General features: G+C 61.6%; 21 protein-coding genes and 3 pseudogenes. 13 read left to right on the forward strand and 11 right to left on the reverse strand.

Annotated features, from left to right (window positions below; translation table 11 throughout):
- Positions 1 to 56 precede the first annotated feature (56 nt).
- Together recO and pdxJ are read left to right on the forward strand one after the other, a co-directional pair.
- Positions 57 to 743, forward strand: a complete 687-nt coding sequence (gene recO, locus R1A29_RS04570) for a DNA repair protein RecO (protein WP_367255974.1) — start codon at positions 57 to 59, stop codon at positions 741 to 743.
- A gap of 47 nt (positions 744 to 790) precedes the next feature.
- The gene (gene pdxJ, locus R1A29_RS04575) at positions 791 to 1,534 is read left to right on the forward strand and encodes a pyridoxine 5'-phosphate synthase (protein ID WP_038357694.1); all 744 of its coding nucleotides are present in this window, start codon (positions 791 to 793) and stop codon (positions 1,532 to 1,534) included.
- A 43-nt stretch (positions 1,535 to 1,577) separates the two neighbouring features.
- Here the strand turns inward: pdxJ and mltF are convergent, their stop codons facing one another.
- A complete protein-coding gene (gene mltF, locus R1A29_RS04580; protein ID WP_085711664.1) occupies positions 1,578 to 3,038 on the reverse strand; it encodes a membrane-bound lytic murein transglycosylase MltF in 1,461 nt (486 codons plus the stop codon).
- A gap of 285 nt (positions 3,039 to 3,323) precedes the next feature.
- Between mltF and purL the strand changes: the two are divergent.
- Positions 3,324 to 7,219, forward strand: a pseudogene (gene purL, locus R1A29_RS04585) (phosphoribosylformylglycinamidine synthase).
- 5 nt (positions 7,220 to 7,224) lie between these two features.
- Positions 7,225 to 7,536 (forward strand): NGG1p interacting factor NIF3, encoded by a 312-nt coding sequence (locus R1A29_RS04590; RefSeq protein WP_438300776.1) that lies wholly within the window; start codon positions 7,225 to 7,227, stop codon positions 7,534 to 7,536.
- 405 nt (positions 7,537 to 7,941) lie between these two features.
- Here R1A29_RS04590 and nagE read toward each other — a convergent pair whose 3' ends face one another.
- From nagE to R1A29_RS04625, 7 genes are all read right to left on the reverse strand, one after another.
- Positions 7,942 to 9,657, reverse strand: a complete 1,716-nt coding sequence (gene nagE / locus R1A29_RS04595; RefSeq protein ID WP_438300777.1) for an N-acetylglucosamine-specific PTS transporter subunit IIBC — start codon at positions 9,655 to 9,657, stop codon at positions 7,942 to 7,944.
- A 23-nt stretch (positions 9,658 to 9,680) separates the two neighbouring features.
- Positions 9,681 to 12,194: a phosphoenolpyruvate--protein phosphotransferase gene (gene ptsP / locus R1A29_RS04600; RefSeq protein WP_438300778.1), complete on the reverse strand. Its 2,514-nt coding sequence runs from the start codon at positions 12,192 to 12,194 to the stop codon at positions 9,681 to 9,683.
- Between the two features lie 35 nt (positions 12,195 to 12,229).
- Entirely contained in the window at positions 12,230 to 13,252 is a 1,023-nt protein-coding gene (locus R1A29_RS04605; protein WP_438300779.1) for an SIS domain-containing protein, read from the reverse strand.
- Positions 13,233 to 14,339: an N-acetylglucosamine-6-phosphate deacetylase gene (nagA, locus tag R1A29_RS04610; protein WP_438300780.1), complete on the reverse strand. Its 1,107-nt coding sequence runs from the start codon at positions 14,337 to 14,339 to the stop codon at positions 13,233 to 13,235. Before nagA ends, R1A29_RS04605 begins: the two co-directional genes overlap by 20 nt.
- Before the next feature lie 30 nt (positions 14,340 to 14,369).
- Positions 14,370 to 15,101 (reverse strand): GntR family transcriptional regulator, encoded by a 732-nt coding sequence (locus R1A29_RS04615; protein ID WP_438300781.1) that lies wholly within the window; start codon positions 15,099 to 15,101, stop codon positions 14,370 to 14,372.
- A 278-nt stretch (positions 15,102 to 15,379) separates the two neighbouring features.
- Complete coding sequence (locus R1A29_RS04620; protein ID WP_260522322.1) at positions 15,380 to 15,895, reverse strand: L,D-transpeptidase family protein; 516 nt, start codon at positions 15,893 to 15,895, stop codon at positions 15,380 to 15,382.
- Between the two features lie 49 nt (positions 15,896 to 15,944).
- The gene (locus R1A29_RS04625; RefSeq protein WP_438300782.1) at positions 15,945 to 16,496 is read right to left on the reverse strand and encodes an NUDIX hydrolase; all 552 of its coding nucleotides are present in this window, start codon (positions 16,494 to 16,496) and stop codon (positions 15,945 to 15,947) included.
- Positions 16,497 to 16,643: 147 nt separating this feature from the next.
- Between R1A29_RS04625 and R1A29_RS04630 the strand changes: the two are divergent.
- The 5 genes and pseudogenes from R1A29_RS04630 to purT all read left to right on the forward strand — a co-directional run bounded on the left by R1A29_RS04630 (position 16,644) and on the right by purT (position 19,865).
- Positions 16,644 to 17,242, forward strand: a pseudogene (locus R1A29_RS04630) (CoA pyrophosphatase).
- Between the two features lie 47 nt (positions 17,243 to 17,289).
- Positions 17,290 to 17,814, forward strand: a complete 525-nt coding sequence (locus R1A29_RS04635; RefSeq protein ID WP_034154816.1) for a gamma carbonic anhydrase family protein — start codon at positions 17,290 to 17,292, stop codon at positions 17,812 to 17,814.
- Entirely contained in the window at positions 17,811 to 18,020 is a 210-nt protein-coding gene (locus tag R1A29_RS04640) for a DUF1289 domain-containing protein (RefSeq protein ID WP_438300783.1), read from the forward strand. The genes R1A29_RS04635 and R1A29_RS04640 overlap by 4 nt, the downstream gene beginning before the upstream one ends.
- 95 nt (positions 18,021 to 18,115) lie before the next feature.
- Positions 18,116 to 18,583 (forward strand): preQ0 transporter, encoded by a 468-nt coding sequence (locus R1A29_RS04645; RefSeq protein ID WP_438300784.1) that lies wholly within the window; start codon positions 18,116 to 18,118, stop codon positions 18,581 to 18,583.
- A 100-nt stretch (positions 18,584 to 18,683) separates the two neighbouring features.
- Entirely contained in the window at positions 18,684 to 19,865 is a 1,182-nt protein-coding gene (gene purT / locus R1A29_RS04650) for a formate-dependent phosphoribosylglycinamide formyltransferase (RefSeq protein WP_438300785.1), read from the forward strand.
- A 46-nt stretch (positions 19,866 to 19,911) separates the two neighbouring features.
- Here the strand turns inward: purT and R1A29_RS04655 are convergent, their stop codons facing one another.
- From R1A29_RS04655 to R1A29_RS04665, 3 genes are all read right to left on the reverse strand, one after another.
- Positions 19,912 to 21,228: an MFS transporter gene (locus R1A29_RS04655; protein ID WP_438300786.1), complete on the reverse strand. Its 1,317-nt coding sequence runs from the start codon at positions 21,226 to 21,228 to the stop codon at positions 19,912 to 19,914.
- A gap of 235 nt (positions 21,229 to 21,463) precedes the next feature.
- Complete coding sequence (locus tag R1A29_RS04660; RefSeq protein ID WP_438300787.1) at positions 21,464 to 22,705, reverse strand: transporter associated domain-containing protein; 1,242 nt, start codon at positions 22,703 to 22,705, stop codon at positions 21,464 to 21,466.
- 12 nt (positions 22,706 to 22,717) lie between these two features.
- Entirely contained in the window at positions 22,718 to 23,530 is an 813-nt protein-coding gene (locus tag R1A29_RS04665; RefSeq protein ID WP_096819244.1) for a cytochrome C assembly family protein, read from the reverse strand.
- Between the two features lie 209 nt (positions 23,531 to 23,739).
- Between R1A29_RS04665 and ffh the strand changes: the two genes are divergently transcribed.
- From ffh to trmD, 4 genes and pseudogenes are all read left to right on the forward strand, one after another.
- Positions 23,740 to 25,116: a signal recognition particle protein gene (ffh, locus tag R1A29_RS04670; RefSeq protein WP_085711647.1), complete on the forward strand. Its 1,377-nt coding sequence runs from the start codon at positions 23,740 to 23,742 to the stop codon at positions 25,114 to 25,116.
- A 248-nt stretch (positions 25,117 to 25,364) separates the two neighbouring features.
- Complete coding sequence (rpsP, locus tag R1A29_RS04675) at positions 25,365 to 25,616, forward strand: 30S ribosomal protein S16 (RefSeq protein WP_003198088.1); 252 nt, start codon at positions 25,365 to 25,367, stop codon at positions 25,614 to 25,616.
- Between the two features lie 5 nt (positions 25,617 to 25,621).
- A complete protein-coding gene (rimM, locus tag R1A29_RS04680) occupies positions 25,622 to 26,158 on the forward strand; it encodes a ribosome maturation factor RimM (RefSeq protein ID WP_085711646.1) in 537 nt (178 codons plus the stop codon).
- A 44-nt stretch (positions 26,159 to 26,202) separates the two neighbouring features.
- A pseudogene (trmD, locus tag R1A29_RS04685) lies at positions 26,203 to 26,912 on the forward strand (tRNA (guanosine(37)-N1)-methyltransferase TrmD).
- Positions 26,913 to 26,933: the final 21 nt, after the last annotated feature.

A 26,933-nucleotide genomic window follows, 5' to 3' on the forward strand; every position in this document is an offset into this window, starting at 1 on the left:
GCTCCCACATTGGTTTTGGGTGATGAGTAAACCGCGTTTCCCTCAACGAGAAGTCCATGTCTCAAACGCCTCCCGCCCAACCCGCCTACGTCCTCCACTCCCGCGCCTACCGCGAAACCAGCGCATTGGTGGACTTCCTCACGCCGCAAGGTCGGTTGCGGGCGGTGTTGCGCAGCGCGCGGGGCAAGGCCGGGACACTGGCGCGGCCGTTCGTGCCGCTGGAAGTGGAGTTTCGCGGCAAGGGTGAGTTGAAGAATGTCGGGCGCATGGAAAGCGTCGGTAACGCGACGTGGATGGTTGGCGAGGCGCTGTTCAGCGGGCTCTATCTCAACGAGCTGCTGATCCGCCTGCTGCCGGCCGAAGATCCGCATCCGGCGGTGTTCGATCATTACGCCGCCACGCTGCTGGCCCTCGCCGAAGGCCGTCCACTGGAGCCTCTTCTGCGTTCCTTCGAATGGCGTCTGCTCGATGACCTCGGCTATGGCTTTTCCCTGAGCACCGACATCAACGACGAGCCCATCGCTGCGGACGGTCTCTACCGCTTGCAGGTGGACGCCGGACTTGAGCGGGTCTACCTGCTGCAACCCGGTCTGTTCAATGGCACCGAACTGCTAGCCATGGCCGAAGCGGACTGGTCTGCCCCGGGCGCTCTGTCTGCCGCCAAGCGTTTGATGCGTCAGGCATTGGCCGTTCATCTTGGCGGTCGTCCGCTTGTCAGTCGCGAGCTGTTTCGCAAGCCCTGATCTCACCGTATGCTGTGCGCCGAATCTTTCCCTTCAGGAGCGCATCCGTGACCACCAGCAATCGCATTCTTCTTGGCGTGAACATCGACCACGTCGCCACCCTGCGTCAGGCTCGGGGCACGCGCTATCCGGATCCGGTCAAGGCTGCGCTGGACGCGGAAGAGGCGGGCGCCGACGGCATCACCGTGCACCTGCGCGAGGACCGTCGCCACATTCAGGAGCGCGACGTGCTGCTGCTCAAGGATGTGCTGCAAACCCGCATGAACTTCGAAATGGGCGTCACCGAAGAAATGATGGCGTTCGCCGAACGCATCCGTCCGGCGCACATCTGCCTGGTACCGGAAACCCGTCAGGAGTTGACCACAGAAGGCGGTCTGGACGTGGCGGGGCAGGAAGAGCGGATCAAGGCTGCGGTGGAGCGTCTGTCGAAGATCGGCAGCGAAGTGTCGCTGTTCATCGACGCTGACGAGCGGCAGATCGCTGCCTCGAAACGTGTGGGCGCACCGGCCATCGAGCTGCACACCGGGCGTTACGCCGATGCCGAAACGCCGACCGAAGTGGCTGAAGAGCTCAAGCGTGTGGCGGACGGCGTGGCATTCGGTCTGGCCCAGGGCCTGATCGTCAATGCCGGTCACGGTCTGCACTATCACAACGTTGAAGCTGTGGCGGCGATCAAGGGCATCAACGAACTGAACATCGGTCACGCGCTGGTGGCGCATGCGTTGTTCGTCGGCTTCAAGTCGGCGGTTTCGGAGATGAAGGCGCTGATCCTGGCGGCCGCCAAACACTAAGCATCAACACAGACACTGTGGGAGCCGGCTCCCGCAGTGTTTATCAGAGCGGCGGGTTTTCCTGCGCCGGTTTGGACTTGTCGATCCCCGGCACATGCAGATTGCCTTCGGCGACCTGATCGCCCTCAAGCTGCGGCTGGGTCACCCAGGTCAGGATGTCGTAGTAGCGACGGATGTTCGCCACGAAGTGCACCGGTTCGCCGCCACGGGCGTAGCCATAGCGGGTCTTGCTGTACCACTGCTTCTGCGACAGGCGGGGCAGCATCTTCTTCACATCCAGCCACTTGTCCGGATTCAGGCCTTCCCGGGACGCCAGTTTGCGTGCGTCATCCAGGTGACCGCTGCCGACGTTGTAGGCAGCCAGTGCAAACCACGTACGATCCGGCTCCTGGATCGAGTCATCCAGCTGATCCTTCATGTACGCCAGATACTTCGCGCCGCCCATGATGCTCTGCTTCGGATCGAGGCGGTTGGACACACCCATGGCTTGCGCAGTGTTCTGGGTCAGCATCATCAGGCCGCGTACGCCGGTCTTCGAAGTGACGGCCGGTTGCCACAGCGATTCCTGATAACCGATGGCCGCGAGCAGGCGCCAGTCGACTTTCTCTTTTTTGGCGTAGGTCTTGAAGTGCTGTTCGTACTTGGGCAGGCGTTGCTGCAAATGCTGGGCGAAGGTCGTGGCGCCCATGTAGCCGAGGACGTCGACGTGGCCGTAGTAGCGGTCCTTCAGACGTTGCAGGGTGCCGTTCTTCTGGACTTTGTCCAGATAACTGTTGATCTCGTTGAGCAGGCTGTTGTCTTCGCCGGCGGCCACCGCCCAGCTCTGGCTGCGGGCATCGCCGAGGTCGAAGGCGACGCGGATGTTGGTGAAGTACACCTGGTTCATCGCCACTTCGTTGGAATCGACCAGGGTCAGGTCTATCTGGCCTTCGTCGACCATGCGCAGCAGATCGACCACCTCGACGGCGTCGGACTCTTCGTATTCGATCCCGGGATATTTCTGTTTCAGCTCGGCGAGCTGGTCGGCGTGGGTGCTGCCCTTGAGCACCATGATCTTCTTGCCGACCAGTTCACTGGCGTCGGTCGGCCGGGACTGGCCGTTGCGATAGATGATCTGTGGGGTGACTTCGAGGTAGGAGTGGGAGAAGCGCACCTGCTTCTTGCGCTGTTCACTGCTGACCAGGCCGGCGGCGGCCAGCACCGGGCCGTTGGGTTTGCCGATCTGGTCGAACAGGTCGTCGAGGTTGTCGGCGGTCTCGATCTTCAGCTCCACCCCCAAATCGTCGGCGAAGCGCTTCACCAGCTCGTATTCGAAGCCGGTCTCGCCGCTGCGATCCTGAAAGTAGGTGGCGGGGCTGTTACGGGTGATCACCCGCAGCACACCATCCTCCTTTACGCGCTCGAGTGTGTTGGGTTTATCAACACAGCCACTGAGCATCAGGAAGAGTCCGGTAGCGATCAGCCATTTGGCGTACCGCGGACGCAAAGCCGTTGGGGAAAACATGTGCGCAGTATACGCAAAGCGCAACGGGCGCCATATCTCGACAGTGGAGGGGTAGTCTGCTAGCGATTGAAAAAGCACCCGCAACCCCGCAGGAATGGGGCCGGACAGCATTTTGTGACAGAAAAAATAAGCTGTTGTCCCGCAGGCTCTAAATTTGACTTCAGAGGCAGAAACACAGATTGTGGTCCGAGTGCAACCGTGCGTAGCGTTTCGGGTGATGTTGAGGGCGGTTTAGGCTAGAATGCACGGCCTCAAAGCACACCCCTTCCCGAGGCTGTCCCGAAGATGTTGATCCTGCGCGGCGCTCCTGCCCTTTCTGCCTTTCGCCACAGCAAACTCCTTGAGCAACTGAGCCAGAAGGTTCCAGCTGTCAGTGGCCTGTATGCTGAATTCGCTCACTTCGCCGAAGTCACCGGCGTCCTGACCGGCGACGAACAGCAGGTGCTTGCGCGCCTTCTGAAGTACGGTCCAAGCGTTCCGGTACAAGAGCCGACCGGTCGTCTGTTCCTGGTGTTGCCGCGTTTCGGCACCATCTCGCCATGGTCGAGCAAGGCCAGCGACATCGCCCGCAACTGCGGCCTGAGCAAGATCCAGCGCCTGGAGCGCGGTATCGCGTTCTATGTGGCCGGTCAGTTCAGCGACGCCCAGGCGCAGCAGATCGCCGACGTACTGCATGACCGCATGACCCAGATCGTTCTGGGCAACCTCGAACAGGCTGCCGGTCTGTTCAGCCACGCCGAGCCGAAGCCGCTGACCGCCATCGACATCCTCGGCGGTGGTCGCGCCGCGCTGGAGAAGGCCAACGTCGAGCTGGGCCTGGCCCTGGCCGAAGACGAGATCGACTACCTGGTCAACGCCTTCAACGGTCTCAAGCGCAACCCGCACGACATCGAACTGATGATGTTCGCCCAGGCCAACTCCGAGCACTGCCGCCACAAGATCTTCAACGCCAGTTGGGATATTGACGGCGAGAGCCAGGAAAAAGCCTGTTCGGCATGATCAAGAACACCTATCAGATGCACAGCGAAGGCGTGCTGTCCGCTTACAAGGACAACGCTTCGGTGATCGTCGGCAACGTTGCCGGCCGCTTCTTCCCGGATCCGGAAACCCGCCAGTACGGCGCGGTGCAGGAGCCGGTGCACATCCTGATGAAGGTCGAAACCCACAACCACCCGACCGCGATCGCTCCGTTCCCGGGCGCGTCCACCGGTTCCGGTGGCGAGATCCGCGACGAAGGCGCAACCGGTCGTGGCGCCAAGCCGAAGGCCGGCCTGACCGGTTTCACCGTGTCGAACCTGCAGATCCCGGGCTTCGAACAGCCGTGGGAAGTGCCGTACGGCAAGCCTGAGCGCATCGTCAATGCGCTGGACATCATGATCGAAGGCCCGCTGGGCGGCGCCGCGTTCAACAACGAATTCGGCCGTCCGGCCCTGACCGGCTACTTCCGTACCTTCGAACAGTCGATCACCACCCCGCACGGTGACGAAGTTCGCGGTTACCACAAGCCGATCATGCTGGCTGGCGGCATGGGCAACATCCGTGAAGAGCACGTCAAGAAAGGCGAGATCGTCGTCGGCTCGAAGCTGATCGTCCTCGGCGGCCCGGCAATGCTGATCGGTCTGGGCGGCGGCGCTGCTTCCTCCATGGCCACCGGCACCAGCTCGGCAGATCTGGACTTCGCTTCCGTGCAGCGTGAAAACCCTGAAATGGAACGTCGCTGCCAGGAAGTCATCGACCGTTGCTGGCAGCTCGGAGACAAGAACCCGATCAGCTTCATCCACGACGTGGGCGCGGGCGGTCTGTCCAACGCCTTCCCGGAACTGGTCAACGACGGCGACCGCGGTGGCCGTTTCGAACTGCGCAACATTCCAAACGACGAGCCGGGCATGGCCCCGCACGAAATCTGGTCCAACGAATCTCAGGAACGTTACGTTCTGGCAGTCGGCCCGGCCGACTTCGAGCGCTTCAAGGCGATCTGCGAACGCGAGCGTTGCCCGTTTGCCGTCGTCGGTGAAGCCACCGCCGAGCCGCAACTGACCGTGACCGACAGTCACTTCGGCAACAACCCGGTGGACATGCCACTGGAAGTGTTGCTGGGCAAGGCGCCGCGCATGCACCGTTCGGTGGTTCGCGAAGCCGAGCTGGGCGATGACTTCGATCCGTCGAACCTCGACATCGCCGATTCCATCGAGCGCGTCCTGCATCACCCGGCCGTGGCGAGCAAAAGCTTCCTGATCACCATCGGCGACCGCACCATCACCGGCCTCGTGGCCCGTGACCAGATGGTCGGCCCATGGCAGGTTCCGGTGGCCGACGTGGCCGTCACCGCCACCAGTTTCGACGTCTACACCGGTGAAGCGATGGCGATGGGCGAGCGCACTCCGCTGGCGCTGCTGGACGCTCCGGCGTCGGGCCGCATGGCCATCGGCGAAACCCTGACCAACATTGCCGCCTCGCGCATCAACAAGCTCTCCGACATCAAACTGTCGGCGAACTGGATGTCCGCTGCCGGCCATCCGGGCGAAGACGCGCGTCTGTACGACACCGTGAAAGCGGTCGGCATGGAACTGTGCCCCGAGCTGGGCCTGACCATTCCGGTAGGCAAGGACTCCATGTCCATGGCTACTCGCTGGAACGACAACGGCGAAGACAAGACCGTTACCTCGCCGATGTCCCTGATCGTGACCGGTTTCGCGCCAGTGGCTGACATCCGTCAGACCCTGACCCCGGAACTGCGCATGGACAAGGGCACCACCGACCTGATCCTGATCGACCTCGGCCGCGGCCAGAACCGCATGGGCGCCTCGATCCTCGCCCAGGTTCACGGCAAGCTCGGCAAGCAGGCTCCGGACGTCGATGACGCCGAAGACCTGAAAGCCTTCTTCGCCGTGATTCAGGGCCTCAACGCCGACGGTCACCTGCTGGCGTACCACGACCGTTCCGACGGTGGTCTGCTGACCTCCGTGGTGGAAATGGCCTTCGCCGGCCACTGCGGTCTGAGCCTGAACCTCGACAGCGTTGCGGAAAACGCCGCTGAAATCGCCGCCATCCTGTTCAACGAAGAACTGGGTGCGGTGATCCAGGTTCGCCAGGACGCCACCCCGGACATCCTCGCGCAATTCAGCGCGGCCGGTCTGGGCGACTGCGTTTCCGTGATCGGTCAGCCGATCAACAACGGCCAGATCAACATCACCTTCAACGGTGACACCGTGTTCGAAGGCCAGCGTCGTCTGCTGCAACGTCAGTGGGCCGAGACCAGCTACCAGATCCAGCGTCTGCGCGACAACGCCGACTGCGCCGAGCAAGAGTTCGATGCGCTGCTGGAAGAAGACAACCCGGGCCTGAGCGTCAAGCTGAGCTACGACGTCAACCAGGACATCGCCGCGCCTTACATCAAGAAAGGCATTCGCCCACAGGTTGCCGTGCTGCGTGAGCAGGGCGTCAACGGTCAGGTGGAAATGGCGGCCGCGTTCGACCGCGCCGGTTTCAACGCGATCGACGTGCACATGAGCGACATTCTGGCCGGCCGTGTCGACCTGAACGAGTTCAAAGGTCTGGTGGCCTGCGGTGGTTTCTCCTACGGCGACGTTCTGGGCGCCGGTGAAGGCTGGGCCAAGTCTGCACTGTTCAACAGCCGTGCCCGCGATGCGTTCCAGGGCTTCTTCGAGCGTAACGACAGCTTCACCCTCGGCGTGTGCAACGGTTGCCAGATGATGTCCAACCTGCACGAGCTGATCCCGGGCAGCGAGTTCTGGCCGCACTTCGTGCGCAACCGCTCCGAGCAGTTCGAAGCGCGCGTGGCGATGGTGCAGATCCAGGAATCGAACTCGATCTTCCTGCAGGGCATGGCCGGTTCGCGCATGCCGATCGCCATCGCGCACGGTGAAGGCCATGCCGAATTCGAAAGCGAAGAGGCACTGCTCGAAGCCGACCTGTCCGGTTGCGTGGCGATGCGTTTCGTCGACAACCACGGCAAGGTCACCGAAGCCTACCCGGCCAACCCGAACGGTTCGCCGCGCGGGATCACCGGCCTCACCAGCCGCGACGGTCGCGTAACCATCATGATGCCGCACCCGGAGCGTGTGTTCCGCGCCGTGCAGAACTCGTGGCGTTCGGAAGACTGGAACGAAGACGCTCCATGGATGCGTATGTTCCGTAACGCTCGTGTGTGGGTGAACTAAGCGCTGTGTACAAGCTCGCGTTTTTTGTTCCCGACAGCCATGTCGAGGTGGTCAAGGACGCTGTATTCGCTGCCGGTGGCGGACGGATCGGTGACTATGACCACTGTGCCTGGCAGGTGCTTGGTCTGGGCCAGTTTCGGCCTCTGGATGGCAGTCAGCCGTTCATTGGCGAGACGGGGCGGGTTGAGCGGGTCGAGGAGTGGAAGGTCGAGCTTGTCGTTGGCGATGAGTTGATTCGTGGGGTGGTGGCGGCTTTGAAGGCTAGCCATCCTTACGAGACGCCGGCTTATGAGGTTTGGCGGTTGGAGGATTTTTGATCCTCCTTGGCTGCTGAAATGGGAAACCCGCTGAGAGTGATTTCAGCGGGTTTTTTGGTTTTTGGGGTTGGGGCTTGGGATTGAGTGAATATCCGTTTCTTCGGGTGTTGCGGATTATGGTTCCGCCCTTACGGCGGGTCACTTTTGACAAACGCCTCAAAAGTAACCAAAAAGGCTTGCCCCTGCGTTCGGCACCTCGCTTTGGCTCGGTGTTCCTTCGTTCCGGTATTCATCCGGGGGCATCGCCTACGGTTTGCTTCGCTGCACCTCCTCTCGATGCATGCGGCTTCGCCGCACGGTCGCTGCGCTCCCACCCCCGGATCAATCCCTCCACTCAGCCTTCCGATGGGGCCAAAAGATCAAGAGCCTTACTCGAGCTAACGCTCATCGTGTTGAGTGGTGGACCTAAACCTTCGCACTCACCTCACTCCGATTAACCAACCCCTCCAACGCCGCACTCAAGCTCTGCGCCCGCTCACCCACCAGCAAGTGCCAAACGCCATCCTCCAGCGCGCTCACACCCAGGCACCCCAGTTCTTTCAATCGTGTTTCCGACAGCGCCTTGCCATCGGCCAGTTGCAGGCGAATCCGGCTCATGGCGATGCAGTCCAGTTGCAGCACGTTGTCGCTGCCGCCCAGAGCGGTCAGCCATTGCTGTGCCAACGGTGTGGCTACCGTTACGGGTTCGCTGGTTTCGACGGCGGCAACAGGAGCAGCCACTACGGACCGCCCCAATGCCGGCATCGCCAGGCGAATCTCATCGGCAATGCTGTCGGCCATCGGCCCGACAACCACCTGCAAACTCCCACCCTTGCCCGGACGCACAACGGCCATGGCACCCAGCGCTTTCAAGTCGGTATCCGACGCTTTGTTGCGATCAACCATTTCCAGTCGCAGACGCGTAGTGCATGCGCCGACAGTCACCAGATTTTCCGCACCACCGAGCGCCTTGATGTAAGCCCCGGCACGTTCGTTTTCAGTCAAAACCGCTTTGTCGGCGGTAGCAATGTCTTCACGCCCCGGCGTTTTCAGGTTGAAGCGGCGGATACAGAAATCGAACACCGCGTAATAGATGACCGCATAGGCCAGACCCACCGGGATCACCAGCCAGCCGTTGGTGGACTTGCCCCAGCCGAGCACCATGTCGATGAAGCCGCCGGAGAAGGTGAAGCCCAGATGAATGTTCAAGGCGTTGGTGATCGCCATCGACAGGCCGGTCAGCAGCGCATGCACCAGATACAGCAACGGTGCCAGGAACATGAAGGCGAATTCGATGGGTTCGGTGACGCCGGTCAGGAACGAGGTCAGGGCCATCGACAGGAAGATCCCGCCCATCACCTTGCGTCGTTCCGGCAGGGCATTGCGGTACATCGCCAGGCAGGCGGCAGGGAGGCCGAAGATCATCATCGGGAACATGCCGGTCATGAACTGGCCGCCCTTCGGATCACCTGCGAAGTAGCGTGAAAGGTCGCCGGTGACCAAGGCGCCGGTGGTCGGGTCGGTGAAGTTGCCGAACACGAACCACGCCATGTTGTTGAGGATGTGGTGCAGGCCGGTGACGATCAGCAGGCGGTTGAATACGCCGAAGACAAAGGCGCCGAAGCTGCCGCTTTCCATCATCAGGCTGCCGAAGCTGTTGATGCCGTGCTGGATCGGCGGCCAGATGTAGCCGAACACCACGCCCAGGCCCACCGCTGCAAAACCGGTGACGATCGGCACAAAGCGCCGACCGCCGAAGAACGCCAGGTATTCCGGCAGCTTGATGTCCTTGAAGCGGTTGTACAGCGCGCCGGCCATCAGGCCGCTGACGATCCCGGCGAGCATGCCCATGTTGATACTCGCGTCGAGCACCTTGAGCGTGGAGATCATCACCAGGTAACCGATCACCCCGGCCAGACCTGCAGTGCCGTTGTTGTCCTTGGCGAAGCCGACCGCGATACCGATGGCGAAGATCATCGCCAGGTTGGCGAAGATCACCTGACCGGCGTCGTGGATGATCGCGATGTTCAGCAGGTCAGTGTCGCCCAGGCGCAGCAGCAGGCCGGCAATCGGCAGTATCGCGATCGGCAGCATCAGCGCCCGGCCGAGACGTTGCAGGCCTTCGATGAAGAGTTGGTACATGGCGGTCGTCCTTTTTGTTGTTGTTAGCGCAGAGGCCAATGTTGATGACAGGCGTGACGCACCGCAGCGGCGCCGCTCAACTTGAGCAAGTCCCGGGCGAGGCGTTGGCATTCGGCTTCGTGCAGCTGGCGCACGCGATCCTTGATTTCGCCGATCTGTACCGGGCTCACCGACAGTTCGGTCACGCCCAGGCCGATCAACACGGGCGTCGCCAGCGGATCGGAAGCCAGGGCGCCGCACACGCCGACCCAACGCTTGTGCACCGCCGCGCCTTCGCAGGTCATGGCGATCAGGCGCAGCAGCGCCGGGTGCAGGGCATCGACCCGTGCGGCGAGGCCGGCGTGGTCGCGGTCCATGGCCAGGGTGTATTGCGACAGGTCGTTGGTGCCGATGGACAGGAAGTCGGCGTGTTCGGCCAGTTGTTCGGCCTGCAGCGCAGCGGCCGGGACTTCGATCATCACGCCGATTTCAGGACGTTGATTGATGCCTAGTTCCAGGCACAGCGCATCGACCCGCTGGCGGATGTGCAGCAGTTCGTCGACCTCGGTGACCATCGGCAGCAGGATCCGGCAGCGCTGCAGCGGGCTGACTTGCAGCAGGGCGCGCAGTTGCTGATCGAGGATTTCCGGACGGGCCTGGGCCAGGCGAATACCGCGCAGACCGAGCACCGGGTTGGCCTCCACTGGCAGCGGCAGATAGTCGAGTTGTTTGTCGCCACCGACGTCGATTGTGCGGATGATCACCGATTTGTCGCCCATGGCATCGATCACCGCTTGATAGGCGGCGCGCTGCTCTTCGACGTCCGGAGCGGTGTGGCGATCAACGAACAGGAACTCGGTGCGCAGCAGGCCGACGCCATCGGCGCCGTTGGCAAACGCATCCGCCGCTTCATGGCTGGAGGCGACATTGGCGACCACTTCGATGGCCACGCCGTTGCGGGTTTCCGCCGGCAGATGGGCCTGGGCTTGCTGGGCTTCGCGACGTTGCTGACGGTCGATTTGCGCTTGTTGGACTTCGGCCAGGCGCTCGGCATTCGGCGTCAGTTCGAGGCGTCCGCCGTCGGCATCGAGCACCACCGATTGGCCTTGCGTTTGATCAAGCAGCGCCGAGCCCAGTGCGACCATGCACGGCAGGCCTTTGCCCCGGGCCAGAATCGCCACGTGGGAAGTCGCGCCACCCTCGGCCATGCACAAGCCGGCAACACCTTGAGCGCTCAGTTGCAGCAGGTCCGACGGTGTCAGTTCGTGAGCGGCGACGATGGCACCGGCCGGCACTTCGTAATGCCAGGCTTCACCGAGCAGCGCGCGCAGAACCCGTTGTTTCAAATCGCGCAGATCGTTGGCACGCTCGGCCAGCAATGGGCTGCCGGTGTTTTGCAGCACTTCGCATTGCGTGTCGATTGATTGGCTCCAGGCGTGAGTCGCCGCAGTGCCGGTTTCAATCGATTGCTGCGCAGCGTCGAGCAGGGCCGGGTCTTCCAGCAATGCCAGATGCGCGGCGAAGATCGCTTCTTCGTCGGCATTGCGCTGTTTTTTCGCCTGGGCGAGGGTTCCGTCGATTTCACTGCGAACCTGATTCAGCGCCGTGTCGAGGATCTGCAATTGTTGCTCGGGCTGATGATTGCCTGTGTCCGTCGGCAGGCTGATCGCGTTCAGGCGAAACAGCGGCCCGCCGACCAGACCCGGTGCAGCGCAAACACCGTGCAACACGCCGACCTCGGCCGGGCGATTGCGTGGAGCGGCAGCAACCGGTGCAGCGGCGTGATGATCCTCCGGCAGGGCGGTGGCCAAGGCAGTGAGCAAGGCTTGCAACGCCGCTTGCGCGTCGGAACCCTGGCAACTGACTTGCACTTCGTCCTGTTCGCCAATCGCCAGGCCCATCAAACCGATGAGGCTGTTGCACGGCGCCGATTTGCCGGCGAAATGCAGCTGCGACTGACTCTTGAAACCTTGCGCGGTCTGGCGAATCAACGCCGCCGGACGTGCATGCAGACCGCCACGGTGGGCGACCCGCACATGACCGTGAACTTCCGGACCGCCGAGTTCATCTATGTTCGCCGCAACGCTGCGACGAGCGACGATGTGCAGCAGCGGCTCGCCGACCTTCACCGTTTTCAGAGTGATGGGACGCGCCTGGAAGTCCTGGCTGTTGGTCAGGATCAACAGGCTGACCAGGCTTTTGCACTGACGGCCGACCTTGTCCAGGTCATAGCGCAGCAATGGCTGGCCACTGCTGACCCGCGTGCCTTCCTTGACCAGCATCGAGAAACCTTCGCCCTGCAACTCGACCGTGTCGAGCCCCAGGTGCAGGAGAATTTCCGCGCCGTTGTCGGCACGCACGGTCAGGGCGTGGCCGGTGCGGGCGACGTGGATCACGACCCCGGCGCAAGGCGAGTACAGGGTATCGTTCAGCGGATCGATGGCAATGCCGTCGCCCATCGCGCCGCTGGCGAACACCGCGTCCGGAACTTTGGCGAGCGTGAGCACCGGGCCGTTGAGCGGGGCGCTTAAAGTCAGCTCTTTATTGTTGTTGTGCATGGCTCGGTCTCATCAAGAAAACGTTCGGTTCGGACTCAGTGCGTACGGGTGACTTTGCTCAGGTGACGCGGCTGGTCCGGGTCCATGCCACGGGCCACGGCCAGGTTGGCGGCCATTACGTAGAAACTCTGGATTGCCAGAATCGGATCGAGCGCCGGGTGTTCGGCACGGCTCAGGGTCAGGTCGCGTTCGAGCACATCGTCCGGCGCCGCCAGCAATACGCGGGCTCCACGCTGACGCATTTCTGCCGCCAGGCTCAGCAGACCGGCCTGCTCGGCACCGCGTGGGGCGAACACCAGCAAAGGGTAATTTTCGTCGATCAGCGCCATCGGGCCGTGACGCACTTCGGCACTGCTGAAGGCTTCGGCCTGGATCGCCGAGGTTTCCTTGAATTTCAGCGCGGCTTCCTGGGCGATGGCAAAACCGGCGCCACGGCCGATTACCATCAGGCGTTCGCAATCACGCAGGGCGTCGATGGCCGGACTCCAGTCCTGTTGCGCGGCGTCGCGCAAGCCTTCGGGCAGGGCGTTGTGTGCCTCCAGCAATTCGCTGTCTTCTTTCCAGTGGGCGATCAGGCGGGCGCTGGCGCTGAGGGTGGCAATAAAGCTTTTGGTCGCGGCGACACTGCTTTCGGTGCCGGCCAGCAGCGGCAGGCTGAATTCGCACGCAGCCTCCAGCGGCGAATCGGAGGCGTTGACCATCGACACGCTCAAGGCGCCACGCTTGCGCAGCAGACGCAGGCTGTTGACCAGATCCGGGCTCTGGCCCGACTGGGAAAATGCGAACGCGACCTGACCGCTGACTTTCAATGGCGCCTGTTGCATGGTCACCACCGACATCGGCAGCGACGCCACCGGAATACCCAGTTGCTGCATGGTCAGGTAGGCGAAGTAGCACGCCGCATGATCGGAACTGCCACGGGCGACGGTCATCGCCACTTGCGGCGGCTGACGGCGCAGGCGCCCGGCGATCTCGATCATCGAAGCATCGAGCTGTTGCAGTTGGGCTTGCACGGCCTCGAACGAGGACAGCGCCTCCTCAAGCATTTTTGAAGTCAATGTCTTCTCCTTCGACCATGACGGCGGTCAGTGTGAGTGAGCGATCCAGCCGCACGCAGTCGGCCCAGGCGCCAGGTGCAATGCGCCCGCGTTCGGTGATGCCGAGGTAGTCGGCGGGGAATTGCGAAAGACGTTGCGAGGCCTCGGCGATCGGCAGACCGATCTTCACCAGATTGCGCAGGGCCTGATCCATGGTCAGGGTGCTACCGGCCAGCGTGCCGTCCGGCAGGCGCACGCCGCCCAGGCATTTGGTGACGGTGTGGCTGCCGAGCTTGTACTCGCCGTCAGGCATGCCGGCGGCGGCGGTCGAATCGGTGACGCAATACAGGCACGGAATCGAGCGCAGGGCCACGCGGATCGCGCCGGGGTGCACGTGCAGCAAGTCCGGGATCAGTTCAGCGAACTTGGCGTGGGCCAGCGCCGCACCGACGATGCCCGGTTCGCGGTGATGCAGCGGGCTCATGGCGTTGTACAAGTGGGTGAAACTGGTGGCGCCGGCCTCGAGAGCGGCGACACCTTCTTCGTAACTGCCGAGGGTGTGGCCGATCTGCATGCGGATGCCCCGGCGGCTCAGTTCACGAATCAAACCGTCGTGGCCGGCGATTTCCGGGGCGATGGTGATCACCCGGATCGGTGCCAGTGCCAGATATTCTTCTACCTCGGCCATCAGCGCGGTATGGGCGAAATTCGGTTGCGCGCCGAGTTTGCCGGGATTGATGTACGGGCCTTCGAGGTGAACGCCGAGGACCCGGGCGGCGCCTTTCGGACGCTGTTCGCAGAACTCGCCGACATCCTTGAGCACGCTGGCAATCTCGGCACTTGGCGCGGTCATGGTGGTGGCCAGCAGCGAAGTGGTGCCGAAGCGCACGTGGGTTCGAGTGATGGTCTCGAAGGCGCTGGTGCCTTCCATGATGTCTTTGCCGCCACCGCCGTGAACGTGCAGGTCGATGAAACCCGGCAGCAGGTAAGGCAGGTCGTTGTCCGCCGGATCGCAGGGCACGCCTTCGATGGACACGACTCTGCCGTGTTCGTGGATCAGCCGGCCGCGAATCCAGCCGTCAGCGGTGAGGATGTTGTCTTCGGACATTTCGCTTCTCTCGTTTGGCCTGGCTGCCGGTCAGCGGCGCAGCTCTGCAACAAAGTCGTAGTAGTCGTTGCGGCAATAGGTGTCGGTGACTTCGATCGGCGTGTTGTCTTCCAGGTAGCCGACCCGGGTCATCAGCAGCATCGCGGTGCCGGGGGCGATGCCGACCAGCGCGGCGAACTCGTCCGAGGCGTTGATCGCCTGGATGTGCTGCAGGGCGCGCACGATGGGTTTACCGATGCTGTCGAGGTGTTCGTAGAGCGAATCGCCCACTACTTGCGGCTTGGGCATGATCGAGGCGGGCAGGGTGCTCATCTCGATGGCCATCACCGTGTCGTCGGCCTTGCGCAGGCGTTTCATGCGCGCGACCTTGTCGTTCGGCGACAGGCCGAGGCGGATCAATTCTTCGTGGGTCGGCAGGGTGATTTCCCGCTCCAGCCATTGCGAGCTGGGCACGAAGCCCTTGAGACGGAGCATTTCGCTGAAGCCCGACAGACGTGACAGCGGTTGTTCAAGGCGCGGAGTGATGAAGGTGCCGGAGCCTTGCAGGCGGCGAATCAAACCTTGATCGAGCAGGACTTCCAGCGCCTTGCGCGCAGTGACGCGGGAAATGCCCAGTTGTTCGCTGAGATTGCGCTCGGAAGGCATCGCCTGCTCGGCTTTCCACTGCCCGGCATGGATCGCCGATTCCAGATTGCGCGCCAGTTGTAGGTACAGCGGCGTAGGCTGAGAGTCATCCGGACGTAGGGCGTGGAGGTCGTTCATGTAGGTCATTTCCGGCGCGAGTATAGGATTGTTGTGGCTCGCTTTCGGGCGGAAATTAATACCACTTGAATACCATGTCAACGCGGTGGACTGGCCCGAAACCCATAACATTAGGGGTGTGAGTAGGGTGCTTTGAAGTGGTATTAAAGGTGGGCTGCAAAAAGCAAAAAATCGCAGCCTGTGACAGCGCCTGTGATCGGAGTGGTATCACTCCGGCAGGTGCTGACGAAAACTGCGATCTCTTGAATTATTTTTTGAAGGTGACCAGTGGTTGGTCGTTACGGGCGGATTTCGATCATCGTGCCGTCCGGCACCAGGCCCCAGACTTCACGCATGTCCATGTTGCGCATGGCAATGCAGCCGTCGGTCCAGTCCAGAGTGTGGAACAGGTCTTCGGGGGTTTCTTCCGAGTCCGGCGTGCCGTGGATCATGATCATCCCGCCGGGTTCTACGCCTTCACGCCGGGCGCGCGCCGAATCGCTGATGTTCGGGTAGGAGATGTGCATGGCCAGATTGAATTTTTCGCTGACCTTGCGCCAGTCGATCCAGTAGAGGCCTTCAGGTGTACGTTTGTCGCCCTCAATCAGTTTCGGGCCTTTCTTGGCGCCCTTGCCCAGAGAGATGCGATAGGTCTTGATGGGTTTGCCGTTAGCGATCAATTGCAGTTGATGCGCCGATTTGAGCACCAGGATTTTTTCGATCATTGGGGTGTTCGAAGGCGTCACGGTGGTCACGAATGACGCTTGGGAGACTGTGACGAACGACAGGCAGAACAGGGCAAGCAACCAGCGCATTGAAACAATTCCCCAGGAAGTGATGCAGATACTTTATTTATAGATGTTTTCAGGTGATGGCAGGCTGAGCCAGCGGCGGAATCGATTCCGAGCGCACCGGGTAAGTCTCGGCGCGGCGGTCAGCGAAGAAGCATTCTAAGGTACGCCCCACCGTGCGGAAAGCCAGCTCGTCCCACGGAATGTCAGCTTCGTCGAACAGTTGTACTTCGAGGCTTTCGGGGCCGGCGGAAAAGTCCAGGTCTGCGAGCTCGGCGCGAAAGAACACATGCACCTGACTGATGTGCGGCACGTCGATCAGCGTGTAGATGCTCAGGTTGCGCACCCGGGCGCAGGCTTCTTCGGCGGTTTCGCGGATGGCAGCCTGTTCGATGGTCTCGCCGTTCTCCATGAAGCCGGCGGGCAGCGTCCAGTAACCGAGGCGCGGCTCGATGGCGCGGCGGCAGAGCAGGACTTTGCTGCCCCAGGTCGCTACACAGCCGGCCACGATATTGGGGTTCTGGTAGTGAATGGTCTGACAGCTGTCGCAGACAAATCGCAGCCGCGAGTCGCCTTCGGGAATGCGCTGGGTCACCGGGTTGCCGCACTGGCTGCAAAATTTCATGCTGGGGTTCCTGAATGCTGCGCCTATCTTGGCGTGCAGCGGTGTCAGTCGGCAAGTTGTCGTTTCGCGACATGACCCCTGTTCAGGGCTTGGGCGGTCGCATTGATTGGTGCATGATGCAGGGCAAGGCACAGATCGAGAACACTTATGCTGGACGAGCTACTGCACCGGGTAAGCAATCACACGCCGCGCACGCTGGAGACCGACACGCGTTTCCCCGAGGCCGCCGTCCTGGTGCCGATTACTCGCAGTGACGACCCCGAGCTTGTCCTCACCCTGCGCGCCAGCGGGCTCTCGACCCACGGTGGCGAAGTCGCCTTTCCCGGTGGCAGGCGCGACCCGGAAGACCCGGACCTGATCTTCACCGCCCTGCGTGAAGCCGAAGAGGAAATCGGCCTGCCGCCCGGCCTGGTCGAAGTGATCGGTCCGCTCAGCCCGCTGATTTCCCTGCATGGCATCAAGGTCACGCCGTATGTCGGGGTGATTCCCGATTTCGTCGAATACCAGGCCAATGATGCCGAGATCGCTGCGGTGTTCAGCGTGCCCTGGAATTCTTCCGCAAGGACCCGCGCGAACACACCCACCGCATCGACTATCAGGGTCGCAGTTGGTACGTGCCGAGCTATCGTTACGGCGAATACAAGATCTGGGGGCTGACGGCGATCATGATCGTCGAGTTGATCAACCTGCTCTATGACGCCAGAATCAGCCTGCATCGACCGCCTAAAAGCTTTATCAATACCTGAAGCCATCGTTCGAATGGTCAGCCATCGTGAGCCCTGAGGAAAACAAGATGAAATATCGCCTGGGCGACGCCCGCGTCGAAACCCATCCGCAGAGCTGGGTCGCCCCCAACGCCGTGCTGGTGGGCAAGGTCAAGCTGGAAGAGGGCGCCAACGTCTGGTTCAACGCCGTGTTGCGCGGCGACAACGAACTGATCCTGATCGGCAAGAACAGCAACGTGCAGGATGGCACGGTGATGCACACCGACATGGGCTTTCCGCTGACCATCGGTACCGGCGTGACCATCGGCCACAACGCGATGCTCCACGGCTGCACGGTTGGCGACTACAGCCTGATCGGCATCAACGCCGTCATCCTCAATGGCGCGAAGATCGGCAAGAACTGCATCATTGGCGCCAATTCGCTGATCGGTGAAGGCAAGGAGATTCCCGATGGTTCGCTGGTGATGGGCTCGCCGGGCAAGGTCGTGCGTGAACTGACCGAGCCGCAGAAGAAGATGCTCGAAGCCAGCGCCGCGCACTATGTGCATAACTCCCAGCGCTATGCGCGCGATCTGGTCGAGCAGGAAGAATGACAACCCCGGAAAGACCTGTCGCCTCGCCGTGCGTGAGCATTTGCGCGCTGGACGAGGATGACATTTGCACCGGTTGCCAGCGCACGGTCGAGGAAATCACCCGCTGGAGCCGGATGACCAACGACGAGCGGCGAGTGGTGCTGGGGTTGTGTCATGAGCGGGCGAAGGCGAGTGGATTGATTTGGATGATCCCTGGCAAGCGCTGATACTGGCCTGGCGTTGGGTGTATACAATTTGCTCCCCGACTTGGCCGGACTCTCCTCCTCAAGTAACCTGTGCGCCAAATTGACAGGTCACGCCCATGCTCTTCCTCATCGCTTACATCAGCAGCGTCGTGCTGATCAACTTCGCCTTCTCCACAGCGCCGCACCTGGACATCATCTGGTCGGCCTGGGGCGGGCTGGTGTTCGTGCTGCGCGACATGGTGCAGATCCGTTTCGGCCATGGCGCGATTGTGGCGATGCTGGCGGCGCTGGTGCTGTCCTATGTCACCTCCGATCCATCGATTGCACTGGCGAGTGCCACGGCGTTTGCGGTGTCCGAGTGCATCGACTGGCTGGTGTTCACCATCACCAAGCGTCCGCTGCGCGACCGGTTGTGGATCAGCTCGGCGCTGAGCATTCCCCTCGATACCTTCATCTTCTTTGGCATGATCGACCTGCTGACGCCGCCGGTGATCATCACCGCCCTGGCCTCGAAGTTCGCCGGTGTCACCGCCGTCTGGCTGATCATGGCCTGGCGCGAACGTAAACAGGCTGTCGCCGGCTGAAGCCAAACCCTCAGGTTCATGTAAAATGCCGCGCTTTCTCCCCATGGAAAGCGCGTCTGGCGTTGCTTTCCTCGATGATCCGCTTCTTTGAGGACCTGAGATGACCCGTATCGGAACTCCATTGTCGCCGACCGCGACCCGCGTATTGCTGTGTGGCTGTGGTGAGTTGGGCAAGGAAGTGGTGATCGAGCTGCAGCGCCTGGGCGTTGAAGTGATCGCCGTTGACCGTTACGCCAATGCGCCGGCCATGCAGGTTGCCCATCGCAGCCACGTGATCAACATGCTCGACGGCGCCGCCCTGCGTGCAGTGATCGAAGCCGAGAAGCCGCACTTCATCGTGCCGGAAATCGAAGCCATCGCCACCGCCACCCTGGTCGAGCTGGAAGCCGAAGGCTTCACCGTGATCCCGACCGCGCGCGCCGCGCAACTGACCATGAACCGCGAAGGCATCCGTCGTCTGGCCGCCGAAGAGCTGGATCTGCCGACTTCGCCGTACCACTTCGCCGACACCTTCGAGGACTACAGCAAAGCCGTTGAGGATCTGGGTTTCCCTTGCGTCGTCAAACCGGTGATGAGCTCGTCTGGCAAGGGCCAGAGCCTGCTGCGCAGCGGCGATGACGTGCAGAAAGCCTGGGATTACGCACAAGAAGGCGGTCGCGCCGGCAAAGGCCGGGTGATCATCGAAGGCTTCATCGATTTCGACTACGAAATCACCCTGCTGACCGTGCGTCATGTCGGCGGCACCACGTTCTGTGCACCGGTCGGCCACCGTCAGGAAAAGGGCGACTATCAGGAATCCTGGCAGCCACAAGCCATGAGCCCGATTGCTCTGGCTGAGTCCGAGCGCGTTGCCAAAGCCGTGACCGAGGCGTTGGGTGGCCGTGGCCTGTTCGGCGTCGAACTGTTCATCAAGGGCGATCAGGTGTGGTTCAGCGAAGTCTCGCCGCGTCCGCACGACACCGGTCTGGTGACCCTGATTTCCCAGGACCTGTCGCAGTTCGCTCTGCACGCCCGGGCAATCCTTGGCTTGCCGGTGCCGCTGATCCGTCAGTTTGGCCCATCGGCTTCGGCAGTGATTCTGGTGGAAGGTCAGTCGACCCAGACCGCATTCGCCAACCTCGGCGCTGCACTGAGCGAGCCGGATACCGCGCTGCGCCTGTTCGGCAAGCCTGAAGTCAACGGCCAGCGCCGCATGGGCGTGGCACTGGCGCGTGACGAGTCGATCGAGGCCGCTCGTGCCAAAGCGACCCGTGCCTCTCAGGCTGTCGTTGTAGAGCTGTAAATTCGCTGTCTGATCGCTCCCGCCCGTGCGGGAGCGATCATTGCGCTTACGACACCTGATTCAGGTCGTTATGGCGCGTTTCCTTCAGGCACAGCACAGCGATCAGGCTGAGCACCGCCGCCCCCGACACATACCCGCCGACGTAATTCAAACCACCCATCGCCACCAGTTTCTGCGCGAAGAACGGCGCCGCCGAGGCCCCGACAATCCCGCCGAGGTTGTAGGCCGCCGATGCGCCGGTATACCGCACGTGTGTCGGAAACAGTTCTGGCAGCAGCGCGCCCATCGGGGCGAACGTCACGCCCATCAGGAACAGCTCGATGCACAGGAACAGCGCCACGCCCCAGGTCGAGCCCTGAGTCAGCAACGGTTCCATCAGAAATCCGGAAAGAATCGCCAGCACACCGCCGACGATCAGCACCGGCTTACGTCCATAACGATCACTGGCCCAGGCCGACAACGGTGTCGCGGCTGCCATGAACAACACGGCGAAGCACAGCAGTCCGAGGAATGTCTCGCGGCTGTAGCCCAGCGTCGACACGCCGTAGCTCAGGGAAAACACCGTAGAGATGTAGAACAGCGCGTAGCAGACGACCATGGCGGCGGCCCCCAGCAACGTTGGCGCCCAGTATTGGCTGAACAGCTCGACCAGCGGCACTTTCACCCGCTCCTGACGGGCGATGGCGTTGGCGAACACTGGCGTTTCGTGGAGTTTGAGGCGCACGTACAGCCCGACCATCACCAGTACCGCACTGAGCAGGAACGGAATCCGCCAGCCCCAACTGCGGAACTGTTCGTCATTGAGCGTCATGGCCAGGGTCAGAAACAGGCCGTTGGCCGCCAGAAAACCGATCGAAGGGCCCAACTGCGGGAACATGCCGAACCAGGCTCGTTTGCCTTTCGGTGCGTTCTCGGTGGCCAACAATGCCGCGCCACCCCATTCACCGCCCAGTCCGAGACCCTGACCGAAGCGCAGCACACACAACAGGATCGGCGCCCACGCTCCAATGCTGTCGTAACCCGGCAGCACGCCGATCAGCGTGGTGCAGACACCCATCAGCAGCAACGAAGCCACCAGCGTGGACTTGCGCCCGATCCGGTCGCCGAAATGGCCGAACAGCGCCGAACCCAGCGGGCGGGCCAGGAAGGCGATACCGAAGGTGAGGAATGCCGATAGCATCTGCGCCGTGCCGGAGGTCTGCGGAAAGAATACCGGCCCGATCACCAGTGCGGCGGCGGTGGCATAGACGTAGAAGTCGTAGAACTCGATGGCCGTGCCGATGAAGCTCGCGGTGGCCACCCGGGTGGCGGAGTTGGCCGGTTGGGCCGGCGTGGTGTCGCTGTAAGCTGTGCTGGTCGTCATGCGGTGATCCCTGACAGTCATGAGCTCCGTTGGAGCGAATTATTATGGTCGACTACCCGGGGATGGGGGATAGGGCGCGAGCGCTGTTTCAGGTAGGAACAGTCGTCGGTGTGATGCGGAAAGCGGCGATGAACCGGCCGGAACCTGTCGGGTGCGGGGTAAGCACGGGGTTCGGCGGGGCTTGGGTAAGCACCGCGATTATAGGAAGGTGGCTAACGATTGAACAAGGGGCAAGCTAGCGGACAGGGGCGAGCGCCGGTACCGAGCTGGTGTGCCAGATGAGCACTTTGCTCACGCGGTTTTCCTCGGTTTCGAGGATCTCCAGGCGATAGCGCCCGATCTTCAGGCAAACCGCGCTTTCCGGAATGGTTTCCAGCGCTTCGGTCACCAGGCCATTCAGGGTTCGCGGGCCGTCGCTGGGCAGGTGCCAGCCCAGACATTTGTTCAACTCGCGGATCGAGGCCGCGCCGTCGATCACCATGCGCCCGTCGGCCTGCGGATGGATGTGCGGGTTATCGAGGCTGTGCTCGCTTTCGAATTCGCCGACGATTTCTTCGAGAATGTCTTCCAGGGTGACGATCCCCAGCACTTCGCCGTACTCGTCCACCACCATGCCCAGACGCCGCTGCTGCTTGTGGAAGTTCAGCAGTTGTAATTGCAGCGGTGTGCTTTCCGGGACGAAGTACGGCTCGTAACTGGCGGCCAGCAGGGCTTCGCGCGTCAGGCTGTGATCATCCAGCAGATGACGGACCTGCCGAGTGTTGAGGACCGCCTCGACCTGGTTGATGTCACTGTGGAAGACCGGTAGGCGGGTGCGCTTGTTGTGGCGCAATTGTTCGATGATCTCTTCGATCGGGTCGTCGAGATTGATGCCGTCAACGTCACTGCGAGGCACCAGGATGTCGTTGACCGTGATGTTGTCCAGCGCGTGGATACCGGAAACCGGGTGCGTGCGTGACGGGTGTTCCGGGTTGTCATGGCGCTCCGCGGGGATGTCGTCTTCGCTCTGCTGCACGACCTGAGGTTTGCGCGCCAGCGGACGCAACAGCAAACCACTGATGCCGCTCAGCAGCCATGCGAGCGGATAGATCACTTTCAGCGGCACTGCCAGCAACGTGTTGCCGAATGACAGCACGGCGTCCGGATAACGCTGGGCGAGGGTGCGCGGGAAATAGTCGGCAAACACCAGCAAGATGGCGCCGGCACCCAGAGTGGCTGCCCAGGGACCGTTTTCTTCGCAGAGGAAAATCGCCAGTAGCGTGGCAAGCACCACGGCGAGGGCGCGGCACAGGGTGTTGCACAGGATCAGGCTGTCGAGCGGGAAGCTGAGTTTTGCCAGTGGCTTGTCACTGGCACGCGACGCGGTGCGTTGTGCCAGCAGATGCTGCTGCGCCACTTCGATGGCGGTAAACAGCCCCGACCAGAGAATCAGCAGGACAAATACCGCGAGCATCGGCCCTATGGGCAAACCGTCCATTTATGCCGCCCGTCAGATGTGCAGGATGTATTCACGGACCAGTTTGCTGCCGAAATACGCCAACATCAGCAGGCAGAAACCGGCGAGGGTCCAGCGGATCGCTTTGTGGCCGCGCCAGCCGAGGCGGTTGCGACCCCACAACAGCACGCTGAACACGACCCAGGCCAGGCAAGCGAGCAGGGTCTTGTGCACCAAGTGCTGGGCAAACAGGTTCTCGACGAACAGCCAGCCGGAAATCAGCGACAGCGACAGCAGCGTCCAGCCGGCCCAGAGGAAGCCGAACAGCAGGCTTTCCATGGTTTGCAGCGGCGGGAAGTTCTTGATCAGCCCGGACGGGTGCTTGTTCTTGAGCTGGTGATCCTGCACCAGCAGCAACAAGGCCTGGAACACCGCGATGGTGAACATGCCGTAGGCAAGGATCGACAACAGGATGTGCGCGAGGATGCCCGGCTCCTCGTCGATGATCTGCACGGTGCCGGTCGGCGCAAACTGCGCCAGCAACACAGTGATCGCACCCAGCGGGAACAGCAGGACCAGCAGGTTTTCCACGGGGATCCGCGAGCAGGCCAGCAGGGTCAGGGCGATGACCGCTGCGGCAATCAGGCTCGAAGCGCTGAAGAAATCCAGGCCCAGACCGATCGGCGTGAGCAGGTGGGTCAGCAGGCTGGCACTGTGGGCCAGCACGGCGAGCACGCCGAGCGTGACCAGCAGGCGCTTGTTGGCCTTGGCGCCAGTGGCCAGGCGGGTGCCCTGATAAAGGGTCGCAGCGGCATAGAGAAGGGCGGCGGCGAGGGTGGTCAGCAAACTCGGTGACAAGGGGAGCATAAATCCTGTTAGGCAAGCCCGAAAGGCGCTGAGTTTGGCATAGAACGGTCATCGCACGAAAGACCGGCAAGCTGACAGCGAGGTGTCCGCCAGACGCAGTCTTCGCTATAATCCGCGACCTGCCCACGCCGCAGGCTCGCCGAGTACATGTTGATTCCGGTCCGGGCCGCCATTATCCCGGTCTACACAGGGCCTGAAAGGATCGCGCAATGTTTGAAAACTTAACCGACCGTCTCTCGCAGACGCTGCGCCATGTCACCGGCAAGGCGAAACTGACCGAAGACAACATCAAAGATACCCTGCGTGAAGTGCGCATGGCGTTGCTCGAGGCCGATGTCGCCCTGCCGGTGGTCAAGGACTTCGTCAATTCGGTCAAGGAACGCGCTGTCGGCACCGAGGTGTCGCGCAGCCTGACGCCGGGCCAGGCGTTCGTGAAGATCGTCCAGGCCGAGCTCGAAAGCCTGATGGGCGCGGCCAACGAAGACCTGAACCTGAGCGCCGTGCCGCCTGCCGTCATCCTGATGGCCGGTCTGCAGGGTGCCGGTAAAACCACCACCGCCGGCAAGCTGGCGCGCTTCCTTAAAGAGCGCAAGAAGAAGTCGGTCATGGTCGTGTCGGCGGACATCTATCGTCCTGCCGCGATCAAACAGCTGGAAACCCTGGCCAACGACATCGGCGTGACGTTCTTCCCGTCCGACCTGAGCCAGAAACCGGTCGACATCGCCAACGCAGCTATTAAAGAAGCAAAACTGAAATTCATCGACGTGGTCATCGTCGATACCGCCGGTCGTCTGCACATCGACGAAGAGATGATGGGCGAGATCAAGGCGCTGCACGCCGCGATCAACCCGGTCGAAACCCTGTTCGTGGTCGACGCCATGACCGGTCAGGATGCCGCCAACACGGCCAAGGCCTTTGGCGATGCACTGCCGCTGACCGGCGTGATCCTGACCAAGGTCGACGGTGACGCCCGTGGCGGTGCCGCACTGTCCGTTCGTGCCATCACCGGCAAGCCGATCAAGTTCATCGGTATGGGCGAGAAGACCGAAGCCCTCGACCCGTTCCACCCTGAGCGTATCGCCTCGCGGATCCTCGGCATGGGCGACGTGCTCAGCCTGATCGAACAGGCTGAAGCGACCCTTGACAAGGACAAGGCCGACAAACTGGCCAAGAAGCTGAAGAAGGGCAAGGGCTTCGACCTCGAAGACTTCCGCGATCAGCTGCAACAGATGAAGAACATGGGCGGCCTCGGCGGCCTCATGGACAAACTGCCGAGCATCGGTGGCGTCAACCTGTCCCAGATGGGCAATGCCCAGAGCGCGGCAGAGAAGCAGTTCAAGCAGATGGAAGCCATCATCAACTCCATGACCCCGGCCGAGCGCCGCGACCCCGAGCTGATCAGCGGTTCGCGCAAGCGTCGGATCGCCATGGGTTCCGGCACCCAGGTGCAGGACATCGGTCGCTTGATCAAGCAGCACAAGCAGATGCAGAAGATGATGAAGAAATTCTCCGCCAAGGGCGGAATGGCGAAAATGATGCGCGGCATGGGCGGAATGCTGCCCGGCGGCGGCATGCCAAAACTGTAAAAGAACTCGCCGGTCGTCGCACCGGCGCAGTCCCGCAAGGAAGCGGGATTCACAGCAAACCCGCATTCGGCGGGAGCTGACTGGCCGTTTTCATCGACGGCTCTACCGCAAATCAGCACGGCATGCCATAGGCGCCGGAAAAAGTCATTTGCAAAAGTCCGGATATTCCTTAGAATATGCGGCCTTTCGGGCACCCATGCCCGCTGTGCATTTAGATTTGCAGCACCGACTACAGGAACGATGTTCACATGCTAACAATCCGTCTTGCCCTTGGCGGCTCCAAAAAGCGCCCGTTTTACCACCTGACCGTAACCGACTCCCGCAACCCGCGTGACGGTTCCCACAAAGAACAGGTTGGTTTCTTCAACCCTGTTGCCCGTGGTCAGGAAGTTCGTCTGTCCGTGAACCAAGAGCGCGTAGCCTACTGGCTGAGCGTTGGTGCACAGCCTTCTGAGCGTGTTGCTCAGTTGCTGAAGGAATCGGCTAAGGCTGCGGCCTGAGCAATATGAACGCGACGCCTGCTGTTGCCGATGATTTGATCGTTATTGGCAAAATTTATTCTGTTCACGGCGTTCGCGGCGAAGTGAAGGTTTATTCCTTTACTGATCCGACTGAAAACCTGTTGCAGTACAAAACCTGGACGCTCAAGCGCGAAGGCAATGTCAAACAGGTCGAGCTGGTCAGTGGACGCGGGAGCGACAAGTTCCTGGTCGCAAAGCTCAAGGGTCTTGATGATCGTGAAGAAGCTCGTCTTCTGGCCGGTTACGAGATCTGCGTGCCGCGCAGCCTGTTCGCTGAATTGACCGAAGGTGAGTACTACTGGTACCAGCTGGAAGGTCTGAAGGTCATTGATACGCTTGGGCAACTGCTCGGGAAAATCGATCATCTTCTGGAAACCGGCGCCAATGATGTAATGGTAGTCAAGCCTTGCGCTGGCAGCCTGGATGATCGCGAACGCCTGTTGCCCTATACGGAGCAATGCGTGTTGGCAGTCGACCTCGCAGCGGGCGAGATGAAGGTGGATTGGGACGCGGACTTCTAAGCGTGGCTAACTTGCGCGTAGAAGTGATCAGTTTGTTTCCCGAGATGTTTTCCGCCATCGGCGACTACGGCATCACCAGTCGAGCGGTCAAACAGGGGCTCTTGCAGCTGACCTGTTGGAATCCGCGGGATTACACGACGGATCGGCATCACACTGTGGACGATCGCCCGTTTGGCGGTGGTCCGGGCATGGTGATGAAGATCAAGCCCCTGGAAGATGCTCTGGTTCAGGCCAAGGCAGCAGCCGGGGAGGCGGCGAAGGTGATTTACCTGTCCCCCAAGGCCGTCAACTGACTCAGTCGGCGGTACGCGAACTGGCGAAATCGGATGCATTGATCCTGATTGCCGGTCGCTATGAAGGCATTGACGAGCGCTTTATTGAGGCTCATGTCGATGAAGAGTGGTCGATTGGGGACTATGTCCTGTCTGGCGGCGAGCTGCCGGCGATGGTCCTGATAGATGCGGTTACACGACTGCTGCCCGGAGCTTTAGGGCATGCGGACTCCGCGGAGGAAGATTCCTTCACGGATGGTTTGCTGGATTGCCCGCACTACACCCGACCGGAGGTGTATGCGGATCAGCGTGTTCCCGACGTATTGCTAAGTGGCAATCACGCACACATCCGGCGTTGGCGTTTACAGCAGTCCCTTGGTCGGACCTATGAACGACGCGCCGATCTTCTGGAAAGCCGCTCGCTTTCTGGAGAAGAGAAGAAGCTGCTCGAGGAATACATCCGCGAGCGGGACGATAGTTAACAACGTATCGATGGTAGATCC

It is taken from the genome of Pseudomonas sp. NMS19W (genome assembly GCF_051554255.1).
Lineage (GTDB): Bacteria > Pseudomonadota > Gammaproteobacteria > Pseudomonadales > Pseudomonadaceae > Aquipseudomonas > Aquipseudomonas kribbensis.

Coding starts and splice junctions, on each gene's coding strand:
- mltF (WP_085711664.1), bottom strand. CDS start 3,038: ATGTTTTCCCCAACGGCTTTGCGTCCGCGGTACGCCAAATGGCTGATC.
- rpsP (WP_003198088.1), top strand. CDS start 25,365: ATGCTAACAATCCGTCTTGCCCTTGGCGGCTCCAAAAAGCGCCCGTTT.
- recO (WP_367255974.1), top strand. CDS start 57: ATGTCTCAAACGCCTCCCGCCCAACCCGCCTACGTCCTCCACTCCCGC.
- ptsP (WP_438300778.1), bottom strand. CDS start 12,194: ATGCACAACAACAATAAAGAGCTGACTTTAAGCGCCCCGCTCAACGGC.
- R1A29_RS04655 (WP_438300786.1), bottom strand. CDS start 21,228: ATGACGACCAGCACAGCTTACAGCGACACCACGCCGGCCCAACCGGCC.
- R1A29_RS04645 (WP_438300784.1), top strand. CDS start 18,116: ATGCTCTTCCTCATCGCTTACATCAGCAGCGTCGTGCTGATCAACTTC.
- R1A29_RS04615 (WP_438300781.1), bottom strand. CDS start 15,101: ATGAACGACCTCCACGCCCTACGTCCGGATGACTCTCAGCCTACGCCG.
- nagE (WP_438300777.1), bottom strand. CDS start 9,657: ATGTACCAACTCTTCATCGAAGGCCTGCAACGTCTCGGCCGGGCGCTG.
- R1A29_RS04665 (WP_096819244.1), bottom strand. CDS start 23,530: ATGCTCCCCTTGTCACCGAGTTTGCTGACCACCCTCGCCGCCGCCCTT.
- nagA (WP_438300780.1), bottom strand. CDS start 14,339: ATGTCCGAAGACAACATCCTCACCGCTGACGGCTGGATTCGCGGCCGG.
- ffh (WP_085711647.1), top strand. CDS start 23,740: ATGTTTGAAAACTTAACCGACCGTCTCTCGCAGACGCTGCGCCATGTC.
- R1A29_RS04625 (WP_438300782.1), bottom strand. CDS start 16,496: ATGAAATTTTGCAGCCAGTGCGGCAACCCGGTGACCCAGCGCATTCCC.
- R1A29_RS04635 (WP_034154816.1), top strand. CDS start 17,290: ATGAAATATCGCCTGGGCGACGCCCGCGTCGAAACCCATCCGCAGAGC.
- R1A29_RS04620 (WP_260522322.1), bottom strand. CDS start 15,895: ATGCGCTGGTTGCTTGCCCTGTTCTGCCTGTCGTTCGTCACAGTCTCC.
- R1A29_RS04640 (WP_438300783.1), top strand. CDS start 17,811: ATGACAACCCCGGAAAGACCTGTCGCCTCGCCGTGCGTGAGCATTTGC.
- rimM (WP_085711646.1), top strand. CDS start 25,622: ATGAACGCGACGCCTGCTGTTGCCGATGATTTGATCGTTATTGGCAAA.
- R1A29_RS04660 (WP_438300787.1), bottom strand. CDS start 22,705: ATGGACGGTTTGCCCATAGGGCCGATGCTCGCGGTATTTGTCCTGCTG.
- purT (WP_438300785.1), top strand. CDS start 18,684: ATGACCCGTATCGGAACTCCATTGTCGCCGACCGCGACCCGCGTATTG.